The sequence below is a fragment of the Candidatus Brocadiaceae bacterium genome, from assembly GCA_012728835.1.
GTDB lineage: Bacteria > Planctomycetota > Brocadiia > SM23-32 > SM23-32 > JAAYEJ01.
The window spans coordinates 58,770-70,220 of sequence record JAAYEJ010000005.1; the positions used below are offsets into that span (position 1 = coordinate 58,770).

Below are 11,451 nucleotides of genomic sequence, written 5' to 3' on the forward strand. Positions count from 1 at the left end.
TCACCCGCAGCGGCGGTGCCTGTGGCCACCCCGCGGCGGACACCCTTGGACGGCTGAGCCTTGGCACAGGATCCTCCTCAACGCATCGGCATCCGTGCACCCAACTGGGTCGGCGACGTGGTCATGGCCACCCCCGTCCTGCGGGCGGTGCGCGAGCGCTTCCCGGCGGCCTGCGTGACGCTGGTGGTGCGCAAGGGCCTCGAGAGGATCGTCCACGGCGCCCCATGGTTCGACGAATGTATAGTCTACGGGCCCCGGGGGATGCGCTCGGCGGGCGAGTTCCTCCGGACGGTCCGCGCGCTGCGCCGGCCGAGGTGCGACCTGGCCCTCGTGCTGCCCAATTCGTTCAGCTCGGCGCTGATGTTCCGTCTGGCAGGGGCGCGCCGTCGCGTCGGCTACGCGCGGGACGCCCGGTCGTTCCTGCTGACCGACGCCCTCCCCCGCCCTTCCCGGGACGGCCGCTTCCGCCCGACCTACATGGTCGATTTCTACCTGGCGCTCTGCGAAGCCGCGGGCATCGAAACGGAGCGGCGCGATCCGGAACTGCCCTTCTCGGGCGCAGATGCGGAGGCTGCAGGCGCGGTCCTCGATCGCCGGGGCATCCGGCCGGCCGATCCGCTGGTGCTCCTGCACGCGGGGGCGGCCTTCGGCCCGGCCAAGCGGTGGCCGCTGAGCCGCTTCGCACGCCTGGCGGAGTGGATCGCGGATGAATGCGGCGCCCGTGTCGCCGTCATCGGCGGGCGGAACGAGGTCGCCGCGGCCGCAGAGGTGGCGCGTGAAGCGCGCGTTCCCATCGTCGATCTGACCGACTGCGGCATCGACCTGCACCTGCTCAAGCCCGTGGTGGCCCGCAGCCGTCTTCTGGTGACGACCGACTCCGGCCCTCGCCACTACGGGATCGCGCTGGGCGTGCCGACCGTCTGCCTGATGGGGCCCACGCATCCCGGCTACAGCACCAGCGGCCGGCCGCACGACCGTCTCGTCCGGGTCGACGTGCCCTGCGGGCCCTGCCAGAGGCGCGCCTGCCCCCTCGACCATCGCTGCATGGAACGCCTCACCGTCGAGATGGTTGCGGAGGCCTGCAGGGCCGCCCTGTCTGACGTTTCGGGAGACACCGCCGGATGATCAGGCTGGACAACGTCGTCAAGAGATTCGGCAGGGTGACCGCCGTAGACGGGCTGAGCCTGGAGGTGCCGGCAGGCGAGTTCTTCGTGTTTCTGGGCCCGAACGGGGCCGGGAAGACCACGACCATCAAGCTGATCGCGGGCCTGCTGCGTCCGACCTCCGGGCGCGTCCTGCTGGGCGGATTCGACGTTCAGGCCGACTCCATCCGGGCGCGGTCGATCATCAGCTACGTGCCCGATCAGCCGTTCCTGTACGAGAAGCTGACCGGCCGCGAGTTCATGTGGTTCGTCGGCCGCATGTATGGCATGGAAGACGGGACGATCCGCCGGGAGGTCGACCGGATGGCCGATGTGTTCGAGCTGCACGACTTCCTGGACGAGATGGGCCAGACCTACTCGCACGGCATGAAGCAGCGTGTCGTCGTCGGCGCCGCCCTGCTCCACGATCCGAAGGTGCTCGTGATCGACGAGCCGCTGGTGGGACTCGACCCCAAGGGGGCCAACACGCTCAAGAACCTCCTGCGCGACCTGACCGCCGGCGGAGTCGCGGTCTTCATGTCCACCCACACCCTCGCCGTGGCCGAGGAGACGGCCGACCGCGTCGGCATCATCCGGCGGGGCTCGCTGATCGCGCTGGGGACGCTGGAGGAAATCTACGCCGCCGCACAGACCGACAGCCGCCTCGAGGACGCCTTTCTGCGGCTGACCGAGGAGTCGTAATGGAGGCCGGCGGCATGGACGATCTGAGGGGGCTGGCGGGCGCGCGCCTGCGGATGCTCGGCCACGCCGCGCACGAGTTCCTCACCGGATCGCGGCTCCGTGCGGCCGTCGTGCTCGGGCTGGTCGCCGGCTTCTGGCTGCTGATGTTCGCGATGTTTCGCGATGCCTTCGCGTTCCTGAACTCGTACCGCGGGCTGAGCGACATCGTGCTCGACTACCTGTTCGCGTTCTTCTACCTCTCGCTCCTGGTGATGATGACGATCAGCAACGCCGTCATCGCCTACGCGTCGCTCTTCCGGAGCGAGGAGACGACGTTCCTGTTCGCCCTGCCTCTGGGCGAGGAGAACACGTTCTGCTACCGCGCGACGGACTCGCTCGTCTTCAGCACCTGGGGCATGGCGACCCTGGTGGTGCCGATGATCCTGGCCTACGGCGTCACGTTTCCCACCCACGTGATGTTCTACCCGGCGGCGGCGGTGCTGGCCGTGCTGTTCCTGCTGCTGGCCACGGAACTCGGGGCGTTCTTCGCCTTGCTGGCCGCGCTCGTGCTGCCGCGCCGAAAGGGCACGATCCTGGCGCTGCTCATCGCCGTCGGCTGCACGCTGCTCCTCCTCTGGGTTCTGCCCCTCTGGCGGCAACGCTCACAGAACCTCTTCAGCGAGGCCGGCATCCGGTCCGTGATCGACCGCATCGCGTTCTGCCAGCACTGGGCCCTGCCGAGCCGCTGGGTGAGCCACGGCATGCTGGCGGCCGCCCGCGGGCAGGCGCGCCAGGCGCTCTTCCTGACCCTGATGCTCGCGTCCAACGTCGCCTTCGTCGGCATGGTCACGCGGCGGTTCGGCTTCCATGCCTTCCGGCATGCGTGGACGTCGCTGCAGGGGGCCGGCAGCCGGAGGCGCCGCACCGCCAACGGCGTGGCCGATGCCCTTCTGGACGGCCTGGTGTGGTTCCTGCCGCTCCGCCTGCGCCTCCTGGTCGTCAAGGATCTGAAGACCTTCCTGCGCGACCCCACACAGTGGTCGCAGTTCCTGCTCTTCTTCGGGCTGCTCGGCCTCTACGCGTTCAACATGCCACGCTTCGGCCTGCAGGACGCCGCACCCCTCTGGCACAGCCTGAGTTCGAACCTGAACCTGGCGGCGACGTGCCTGACGCTCGCAACGCTGACGAGCCGGTTCGTCTTCCCTCAGTTGAGCCTGGAGGGCCGGCGCATCTGGATCACGGGGCTCCTGCCGCTCCCCCGCACGACCGTCCTGTGGGGCAAGTTCTTCTTCGCCGCCGCCGGCACGTTCGTCATCAGCGCCGGCCTGGTGGCCGTCGGCGACACGTCCATCGGACTGCCGGCGTGGACGGTGGCCGTGCACGTGCTGACGGTCGCCTGCGTCTGCTGCGGCCTGAACGGGCTGGCCGTCGGGCTCGGCGCGCTCTACCCGCGCCCGGGCACCGACAACCCGTCGCGGATCGTCAGCAGCTTCGGCGGCACGCTGAACCTGATGTGCAGCATCAGTTTCCTGGCCTTCGCGCTGGCGCCCGTCGTCGTGCCCCTGCACATGCACGCGGTCGGGATCCTGCACGGCGGCCGGTTCGCGTTCTGGATGGCGGCGGGGCAGACGGTCGTACTGGCCGTATCGGCCGTCGCCTGCCTGGTGCCCATGCTCGCCGGCGCCCGTGCCTTCCGCCGCATGGAGTTCTGAACGGCCCCACCGCCGGCGCCACCGGCACGCAGGATTCGGGCGCGCTCAGACGGCGATGATGCACGTCCGGCCGGGCTCGAGGCCCGTCGACGCCGGCAGCGTCAGGTAGTGGTGTTCGTGGGGCTCGTCCGGCCCCTGGCAGGTGCACTGCTCGCTTACCACGCGCAGGCGGCGGCGCGTTCCGTCCACGTCCGCCATGAACGCCGCGCCCGGCTGCGGCACCCTCCCCCACTCCGTCTTCGGCCACAACACGCACAGCCCGAAGTCGTCCCTGTGCAGCACCTTTCTCCTGACCCGCGTCGCCATTCGCCCCGCCTCCACAGATTGGTCATCCACGACTACGCAAAAGCAGAGCACCTGCCGCAGAGCACGCGCAGGGCGCTGAAACAACGCCATCCCCTGCCGCCTCTGCGTCCTCCCCTCTCTCTGCGGTGAAACCGATACGAGCCGTTCCCCCCCAGAGAAAGGGGCGCCCGTAGTCGGGGCGCCCCTTGGCGTGCGTCGGTACGGCTCTGAGATGCGTCACTCGGTGGCGTTCGAGTCGCGGAAGACGACGTCGCGCTCGGCCACCTCGGCCAGCACCTTGCGGAACTCGGGGCCCCGCTGCCAGCACTGGCAGCTCTTGATGAGTTCGATCGCGCTGTCGGCAGTGGCCTTGACCTCCAGTTCCTTCCGGCCGCGGCCGATGGCGTCCTTCTCGCGGTTCAGGATGCCGTCGCGATACTTGTCGATCCACTGGACCTGCGCCATGGTGCCGGCGAACAGGTGCTGGGTGTTGATGTTGCGCTTGAAGACCGGGCCGATGAGGTCGTCTTCCCACAGGAAGCCCGTGCCGCCGTGGCCCGCGTAGGCGATGTGACGGCCCATGAGGTCCTTCAGGGCGCTCTGGGCGGCCTGCAGACGGCCGAAGTCGATCTTGAACTGCTCGCCCGCCTTGGCGGCGTGTTTGCTGCCGACCTCGTAGGCGATGCCGTCGGCGTCGGTCTTCTGCACGAACGTGGTCAGGTGCTTCAGGAACGCCTGAGCCTCTTCCTCCGGCATCGTCGGCGCGCCCTTGGGGGCGTGCGGCCCCGGCCAGTAGGCGTATTCCTCTTCCTCGCCGCTGCTGCCGGTCGCGCTGAACTCGGCCTCGATGATCACGTCCGTGTTGTCCAGACCCACGCGGACGCCGTCGATCAGCCACTTGGAGCTGGCCAGGTTCACGGCCGCCGGGGTGGCGCCGGTGTCGATCATCGCCCAGGCGGGGTCGCTCAGGTCCACCGAGCCGAAGAAGTCGCGCGCATACTCGCCGAACTCGTCGCTGGTCAGGTAGTTGACGTATGCGGCGAACTCCCCCTTGCTCACGTTGCAGCCGATGGACTCGATGGCGTCCTCCAGCAGTGCGCGCGCCACCGGCTCGTAGATGCCGCCGCAGCCGTGCGGTTCGGCGTAGGCCTTCACGCTGAACTTCGGCGAGGTGTAGTGGTCCAGGCTCATCCAGATCAAGTCGGCATCGTAATCGTCCGCGATCCAGTCAAGCATCTGGGCCGCCCGCCGGGCGCCCACGGCGGCGGGGCGCGTGCGCGTGTTGCGCCGGACGCCTTCGATGGGCTTCAGCTTCTTCGGGTGGCTGCCGGTCTGGTCCGTGGCCGTGTAGCTGATCTGGATGATCTGCGGGCTGCCCTGGAAGGCGGCCGAGGCCATCACGAGCCCACGCAACTGCACCTCGAGGGCGAAGTTGGCGTTCGACGCCAGCAGCGTACACCGCTCCCCGAGCGGCCGCAGGTTGCCCGCCGCATCGAAAGGATACATCGCCTCCAGCACTGCACGCAGTTCCCTGCTGCTTCTCAGCATCTGTCTCTCCTGACCGTTGCACGGCAAGGGGGAAAAAGAAGGGATCACCTTCGGAAAATCGGATGATAAGGATAGAGGATACTGAAACCCGGCCGCCGAATCAAGGGCGGCAGACTCGCAGGGCATCGGCATCCTGAAGCGGCCCGGCCCAGAGCGGGCCGGCACGCACGCCCTCAGGGGCGTAGCACGCGGTCCTCCAGGGCCGGGAACTGCGCTCTCGCTTCGGCCACGGCGCCCGGGTCGAACTCGACCGACACGACCTCCTCGCCCTCCCCTGCCTCGGCGAGCACCCGCCCGATCGGGTCCACCACCAGGCTGTGGCCGGCATACGGGGTGCCCTGGTCCGTCCCGGCGCAGTTGCAGGCGATCAGGAACGCCAGGTTCTCGTGCGCCCGCGCGATGCTGAACAGGCGCCAGGCGTCCACGCGCGCCATCGGCCACGCCGAAGCGACCAGGAAGAAGACAGCGCCGTCGTCCGTCATCCGGCGGTAGAGTTCGGGGAAGCGCAGGTCGTAGCAGGTGCTCAGCCCCGTGCGGCCCCAGGGCAGATCGACCAGGACGATGTCCCGGCCGCGCTGCAGCAGCCGGCTCTCTCCCGAACCATGCCCGAACAGGTGCATCTTGCGATAGCGCGCCGCCGTGCGTCCCTCGGAGTCCAGCAGAACGCTGGTGTTGAACAGATGCGGGCCGTCGCGCTCGATGAAACTCCCCATCAGGATGTGACACCGAAGCGCGGCCGCCCGCTCGGCCAGGGCGGCCACGGTGGAGCCGTCGATCGGCTCGGCGTCGGAGCGGTACCGATGGAACGAAAAGTAGCCGGAGGGCCAGAGTTCCGGCAGCAGGATCAGATCGCTGTCGGCCGCGCCGTCGACCAGTTCGAGCACGCGGGCCAGCGTCTCGGACTTCGCCCGATCGACGATCTGAAGCTGTATGGCGGTCACTCGCATGTGCAGGCACCCACTCGGACGTGTCCCATGCCCCCGGGGCCGGCCATGGTAGCAGAATCCACCGGGCGCGCAAGTGCCCCGGCCCCGAGCCGTCTCCGGGTTCGCTGACGCTTCGACCGGAGCGGGAGATGCTGCCCCGCGTCGGCCACGGGCGGCGGATGGGCCCGGACCGCCTCACACCAGCGAACAGCCCCCCCCGCGACCGATTTGCCTCCATGATCTTCGAGAAGTCGATCAGCGAGCGGCTGAGGCGGTCGACCTTGTAGACGACGATGCAGTCGACCTTGCCCGCCTCGATGTCGGCCAGCAGACGCTGGAGCGCCGGACGGTCCATGTTGCCGCCCGTGTAGCCGCCGTCGTCGTAGCGGGCGCTCACGCAGACCCAGCCCTCGGACTTCTGGCTGGCCACGTATGCCTCTTCGGCTTCGCGCTGCGCGTCGAGGCTGTTGAACTCCTGCTCCAAGCCATCCTCGGTGCTCTTGCGGGTGTAGATCGCGCAGCGGAACGTGATCGGGTTGGTGGTGGTCTTACTCATCGGCGACTCCGTTCTTGCCGGGCTTCAGGTTGAAGAAGTGGTATCCGTTCCAGTGCGTGCCGGTGACGGCCCTGGCGACGGCCGAGAGGCTGCGGTAGACCTCGCCCTCGTATTCGAAGCCCCGTGGCAGGACGCGCACCACGACCTCGCGGCCCTTGTATGGCCGCCGCAGGATCGCGCCCGGCATCGGCAACCGCGAGTCGTGGTCGAAGATGACCGACGCCGTGGTGGTGATGGCGACCTGGCTGTCGGGCGCGACCTTCGGGGCGGTGGTTCGCAGGTCGGCCTCGACCTGATCCTTCAGGCTGTGCTGCTGGACCTCGCCCACGTCGCCCTTCGCCCGGCGCGGGCCCTTCGCGTTCTTCTCTATGGCGTCCTTGACGTTATCGGCCATCGTTGTGCTCCTGTCCTGAGCCCGTCGAAGGGCCGTTGATTACGCGGGCGAATCGCCAAACAAAAAGGGCCGCCGATGCGAGGGTGCGCTCGCACCAGCGGCCCTTGAATGGCTCAGCAGCCCGGCGGAGATCAGCCGCCGCACTGTCGCCCGGGTCTTCCTTTCACTCTATCGTACGCGATCCACCCCGTGTCGCAAGACCGCTTTTCGCCAATATCGCCCTCCATTCGGTGGCCTCCAGACGGCATAGACAGTCGGCCGGATTCGCCGCACGCCAAAGCGGGCCCCGGCGCAGGATCGCAATGGTCAGTCCTGATGAAGCATGCCGTCTTCCCAGTGGCCCGGCAGGACCGTGTGAGTCAGCCAGAAGGAGGTCCGGCCCAGGAACACCTCAACCGACAGGGGAAGCGATCCGAAGGCCGCGTAGACGAGTGGCTCGGCGTCCAGATCATCGGTCAGAGCGATCTCGGCAAGCACGCAAGTCTCCTTGCCCGGCTCCAAGTCCACGACTGGGCCGTGCCGCGACCATTCCCCTTGCGCTTCGCAGCCCGGGGGAAGCAGCAGCCTCGTGCAGAGCCGCAAGGGGTCCGGGCCCTCATTCCGGGCTTCAAGCCGAAGCTCAACGGTCGTGCCCTTTGCCGCCTCTCGCGGCCCGTCGAGTTGGGCGGTTAGGCCGGCCTCACCGGCCTTCAGCGAGAGGGCGCGCACACCGGGACCGTGTCCCTCGCTGTCCTTGTCGCTCGTGCCGCCGGTGAGCGTCAGCTCGAGCCGGTCTCCAGACGCCCAGTCCGACCAAGCCAGGGACCATTCCCCGGTTCCCTCCCCTGCGGACGCCGAGTACGTGGCCAGGGGATGCTCGTGGAGAAAGGTGTCCAGGACAGGCAGATTGAGAAAGCGGACCAGCCGCAGCATTCCGGCCTTTCCGGCGAGGACAAAGCCCTTGCGCGCGTAAAGCCGCTGGGCCGGGAGGTAGTCGGCATGCGTCTGGAGGAAGAGCGCCATGAAGCCGAGGCGGCCGGCTCTCGCAACGCACTCGTCCACAATGGCGCCGCCTACCCCCCGGCCGCGGTAGGGATCGAGGACGTGCATGTTCTGCAGCTCCGCAAAGGGCGGGTACACAGCCTCCAGAACGGCTCTCCCGACGATCTTGCCGTCAGCTTCTCCAACGACGTACCTGCAGGCGTCGGCTCTCGTCGCCTGCCTCCAGCGGTGGTTGCGCATCCTGTTTCCCGGATGGTCCGCTGCACGGACCACGTCTTCGCCACGCTCGTCCGCGGGCCTCCGCCAGCGAATGTTGCTGTCCGTTATGCTCACGTTCATCTCCAATTGTCCAGAGCTATGGCTTCGGTTCGTATGCTGAAACCGATCTTCCTATCACCGTCTTCGGCCGTGAACTGGCCGTCGTTCATGAAGCCGGCCCTTTCATGGCAGCGAATGGCCGCTGCGTTCCATGGGTCCGTCGTCGATCTGACGAGAGATGCTCCGCGTTCGCCAGCATATACGCCCCCCCCACGGAGCAGGCCCCTGCCGACGCCCCGGCGCCGCCACTCCTGGTGGACCGCTACTCCCCCAATCCACCACAGGGAGCCATTGACAGCGTCGGCAGCGACCCGGCAGAAGCCGATCGTCGCCAATCCGCTGCATGCAGCGAGCAGCGCCTTCCGGCCAGGATCGATGCGGCGGATTTCGTCCGCGACCTTGCGAGCGGCCCTCTCCAGGTCTCCCGATGACGGATTGCCCTTCCACGCATGTTCCCGGATGGCCGCGATACTGCCTGCACGCTCCACATCTTCCTCGCCAAGAACCACAAGCCTGACCGCGTTACATGCCTCTTTGCGTGTCATATGTGTCCCACTCCACTTCCATGGCACTGGTGCTCCAAGGACCAAACGAAAAAGCGGCCACGCGCGGGGTCTCCGCAACGTGGCCGCCTGATGGGCCGACGCTCTGCTCTGCCTCCCGGATTACCTCACGGCACTCCCTCCAGGAGGTGTGCGGATGCCGATGCGCGGATCATTGTGTTCTTCAGAGCTTTCATCTGCATCACCTCCTCTCCGTTAGAGTCCAGGTGCCGAACAGTCGACGAACAATGTATGGGAAGGTCCTCCCTGTGTCAAGGCGCATCGTGCTCGCCCTCTATGGCCTCTACAGCTGGAGTTCGGACAGCTTCAGGCGTTTCCGCTCGCCGGGGGGCTGGACGGCCGCGCCGACGCGCTGGACGCCCTGCATTGAGGCGGCCGCTGCGCAGCCCACCACGCAGTCGAACCAGTGGTTGTCGGGTTTGTGAGCGGGGAGCTTCCACTCGTCCACGGTGCGGCCGCGGCCTTCGGTGCGGACCCGGTACTCGGCCGTGACGTGCTCTGCGAAGAGGCGGTGCTGGACGGCCTTGCGGCCGAAGATGCTCAGGCAACCGGGATCGCCCATCGCCGTCGCCAACCTCTCGTGCACGAACGACTTCCAGTAGTTGTGCGCGCTTGAGGCGTCGCATCCGCCTGCGGCGGACGCCCCGGCCTTGGCCGGGGCGCGACTCGTTCGCTCGCTCCGCTCGCAAGCCGAGTTCGTGTCCACCTCGACGTGCCGGAGGGCACGTTTCCGCGTGACACTCGGTATCCACCAATGGTGCCCGATCTTATCCCCTCGATGGCGGTCGTACTCCGAGATGGGCTTCTGCGAGGCCGTGATGCCATGCCCCCTCGCCGGCATGAGCACGGCAGCGTGCTCTGACTGCCGGCAGAACTGGTGCACCACGTCGGTCTGCCAGCCCTGGTCGATCAGGCACCGGCCGATTCGCATCACGGCGCCATCGTCGCGTGGCCACTCCTTCGATAGCAGCTCGCCCGTCAGCGCCTCGAGCCCGGCGTAGATCGCTCCCTCCACTCCCATGCCCTGGTGCAGGCGTCGCAGCGTCCGATCCACGTCCCTCGAGGTGAAGTAGCTGATGGGCTGCTCGGGATACGTGCCGTACTCGATGACGTAGCCGGTGAAGCCGGCCTCCCACGCGGCCACGACGTAGTAGAGCAGTTTCTGGCCGACGTCGATGAAGGCCGTCACATGCCCGCACTTCACCGGCACCTGACTGCGCTGCCTGCCGTTCGTCTTGCCGGCCACCTCGTCGGCGTCGAAGCACGCCTCGGGCGAGGATGGCGGCGATCTCCTGGCGGCGCTCGTGCGGGGTCATCGCGGCCGGGTCGGCGAACGGTTGTTCAATTGCGGGCTCCTTGCGGAAGCGCCCACAACGGCCTGCCCGTCGGGGCCCGGCTCGCTGTCTGGCAGGGTTGTGCTGCTCGTCTATTAAACAATTACCCGGCAAAAGCTCGAAATGTCGGCAGATCCCGGAAGCAACCGGGGCGTGGGAAAATTCCGCTCAGGTCTTGACAAGCAAGCTACATCGCAATAGTATGTAGCTATCGGAGGTATATCGGATGGACAGTGCGTGGAGAGCACAACTGCATAAAGGGCTCGTGGAACTTGCCGTCCTCGCTGCGCTCCGTCAGGGCGAGGGATACGGGTACGAGTTGCTCCAGCGGGTCAACCAACAACCGGCGCTCAATGTTCGCGAGCCCACGGTGTACCCGCTGCTGGCGAGGTTGTTAAAGGACGGTTGCCTGGTTGAACGATCAGGACCATCTCCCCACGGGCCTCCACGTCGCTACTACCGCCTGACGAGAGCGGGCCTGGATCGCTACAGGCAAATGGTGCGGATGTGGCGAGCTGTGTCGCAAGACGTGGAGGACTTGATCGACAAAGGAGACCCGAAATGACAAACATCGACTGTCCAGCATCCGGACGTGAAGCTGTCGATTCACTGGAAGCTTATCTGACTAGCGTGGACATGCTGTTAGCGCGGGCTGGACTGGGTCGGTCCGAGCGGAACTCCGTATGCCGCCAGATCGTTGAGCAATTCCACGACCTTCTTCCTGTGAAGCTTCACCAGGCATCTGCGGCCCAGGTGGAGGCCGCGTTGGCGAAGCTGGGCAGTGATGCGGCATTCGCCAGCGATGATGTCACCTCGCTGCGGCAAGCCCTGCGCATGATCTGGTATCGGTTCTGGATTGGCACCCCGATCCCTTTAGCCTTGAAGTAACCGTTCACGGGTTTTCTGAGATTCCTCCCCCCGCGTTTGCGTATCCTGCCGGGGCATGGCAGATGCAACGACACCCGAGTGCCCGAACTGCAGGCGCCTTGAAGCACGTATCGCCGAGTTGGA

12 protein-coding genes and 1 pseudogene are annotated in these 11,451 nt (G+C 67.2%); 5 read left to right on the plus strand and 8 right to left on the minus strand.

Annotated elements, in window-relative coordinates:
* The first annotated feature begins 60 nt into the window (after positions 1-60).
* The 3 genes from waaF to GXY85_00675 are packed head-to-tail and all read left to right on the plus strand — an operon-like array spanning position 61 to position 3,535.
* Entirely contained in the window at positions 61-1,125 is a 1,065-nt protein-coding gene (gene waaF / locus GXY85_00665) for a lipopolysaccharide heptosyltransferase II (protein ID NLW49340.1), read from the plus strand.
* The gene (locus GXY85_00670; protein NLW49341.1) at positions 1,122-1,844 is read left to right on the plus strand and encodes an ABC transporter ATP-binding protein; all 723 of its coding nucleotides are present in this window, start codon (positions 1,122-1,124) and stop codon (positions 1,842-1,844) included. The genes waaF and GXY85_00670 overlap by 4 nt, the downstream gene beginning before the upstream one ends.
* A gap of 14 nt (positions 1,845-1,858) precedes the next feature.
* The gene (locus GXY85_00675; GenBank protein NLW49342.1) at positions 1,859-3,535 is read left to right on the plus strand and encodes a hypothetical protein; all 1,677 of its coding nucleotides are present in this window, start codon (positions 1,859-1,861) and stop codon (positions 3,533-3,535) included.
* 45 nt (positions 3,536-3,580) lie between these two features.
* On the opposite strand, the gene GXY85_00680 is transcribed toward GXY85_00675, so the two are convergent.
* The 8 genes and pseudogenes from GXY85_00680 to GXY85_00715 all read right to left on the minus strand — a co-directional run bounded on the left by GXY85_00680 (position 3,581) and on the right by GXY85_00715 (position 10,352).
* Positions 3,581-3,841: a hypothetical protein gene (locus tag GXY85_00680; GenBank protein ID NLW49343.1), complete on the minus strand. Its 261-nt coding sequence runs from the start codon at positions 3,839-3,841 to the stop codon at positions 3,581-3,583.
* A gap of 216 nt (positions 3,842-4,057) precedes the next feature.
* Positions 4,058-5,500 (minus strand): hypothetical protein, encoded by a 1,443-nt coding sequence (locus tag GXY85_00685; protein ID NLW49344.1) that lies wholly within the window; start codon positions 5,498-5,500, stop codon positions 4,058-4,060.
* A 41-nt stretch (positions 5,501-5,541) separates the two neighbouring features.
* Positions 5,542-6,315: a carbon-nitrogen family hydrolase gene (locus tag GXY85_00690; GenBank protein NLW49345.1), complete on the minus strand. Its 774-nt coding sequence runs from the start codon at positions 6,313-6,315 to the stop codon at positions 5,542-5,544.
* A 211-nt stretch (positions 6,316-6,526) separates the two neighbouring features.
* Positions 6,527-6,850, minus strand: a pseudogene (locus GXY85_00695) (recombinase family protein).
* The gene (locus GXY85_00700) at positions 6,843-7,244 is read right to left on the minus strand and encodes a DUF2924 domain-containing protein (GenBank protein ID NLW49346.1); all 402 of its coding nucleotides are present in this window, start codon (positions 7,242-7,244) and stop codon (positions 6,843-6,845) included. The pseudogene GXY85_00695 and the gene GXY85_00700 overlap by 8 nt, the downstream one beginning before the upstream one ends.
* Before the next feature lie 306 nt (positions 7,245-7,550).
* On the minus strand, positions 7,551-8,570 hold the full coding sequence (locus GXY85_00705) for a GNAT family N-acetyltransferase (protein ID NLW49347.1): 1,020 nt from the start codon (positions 8,568-8,570) through the stop codon (positions 7,551-7,553).
* The gene (locus GXY85_00710) at positions 8,561-9,088 is read right to left on the minus strand and encodes a GNAT family N-acetyltransferase (GenBank protein ID NLW49348.1); all 528 of its coding nucleotides are present in this window, start codon (positions 9,086-9,088) and stop codon (positions 8,561-8,563) included. Before GXY85_00710 ends, GXY85_00705 begins: the two co-directional genes overlap by 10 nt.
* Before the next feature lie 301 nt (positions 9,089-9,389).
* Positions 9,390-10,352: a hypothetical protein gene (locus tag GXY85_00715; GenBank protein ID NLW49349.1), complete on the minus strand. Its 963-nt coding sequence runs from the start codon at positions 10,350-10,352 to the stop codon at positions 9,390-9,392.
* Positions 10,353-10,666: 314 nt separating this feature from the next.
* Between GXY85_00715 and GXY85_00720 the strand changes: the two genes are divergently transcribed.
* Both GXY85_00720 and GXY85_00725 read left to right on the plus strand, forming a co-directional pair.
* On the plus strand, positions 10,667-11,005 hold the full coding sequence (locus GXY85_00720) for a PadR family transcriptional regulator (GenBank protein ID NLW49350.1): 339 nt from the start codon (positions 10,667-10,669) through the stop codon (positions 11,003-11,005).
* Positions 11,002-11,328 (plus strand): hypothetical protein, encoded by a 327-nt coding sequence (locus GXY85_00725; GenBank protein ID NLW49351.1) that lies wholly within the window; start codon positions 11,002-11,004, stop codon positions 11,326-11,328. The genes GXY85_00720 and GXY85_00725 overlap by 4 nt, the downstream gene beginning before the upstream one ends.
* The last annotated feature ends 123 nt before the right edge of the window (positions 11,329-11,451 follow it).

Bases quoted from the DNA above. Each gene is read 5' to 3' on its own strand.
- GXY85_00720 (NLW49350.1), top strand. From the start codon at position 10,667: ATGGACAGTGCGTGGAGAGCACAACTGCATAAAGGGCTCGTGGAACTT.
- GXY85_00685 (NLW49344.1), bottom strand. From the start codon at position 5,500: ATGCCGATGCCCTGCGAGTCTGCCGCCCTTGATTCGGCGGCCGGGTTT.
- GXY85_00710 (NLW49348.1), bottom strand. From the start codon at position 9,088: ATGACACGCAAAGAGGCATGTAACGCGGTCAGGCTTGTGGTTCTTGGC.
- GXY85_00680 (NLW49343.1), bottom strand. From the start codon at position 3,841: ATGGCGACGCGGGTCAGGAGAAAGGTGCTGCACAGGGACGACTTCGGG.
- GXY85_00675 (NLW49342.1), top strand. From the start codon at position 1,859: ATGGACGATCTGAGGGGGCTGGCGGGCGCGCGCCTGCGGATGCTCGGC.
- GXY85_00690 (NLW49345.1), bottom strand. From the start codon at position 6,315: ATGCGAGTGACCGCCATACAGCTTCAGATCGTCGATCGGGCGAAGTCC.
- GXY85_00670 (NLW49341.1), top strand. From the start codon at position 1,122: ATGATCAGGCTGGACAACGTCGTCAAGAGATTCGGCAGGGTGACCGCC.
- GXY85_00725 (NLW49351.1), top strand. From the start codon at position 11,002: ATGACAAACATCGACTGTCCAGCATCCGGACGTGAAGCTGTCGATTCA.
- GXY85_00700 (NLW49346.1), bottom strand. From the start codon at position 7,244: ATGGCCGATAACGTCAAGGACGCCATAGAGAAGAACGCGAAGGGCCCG.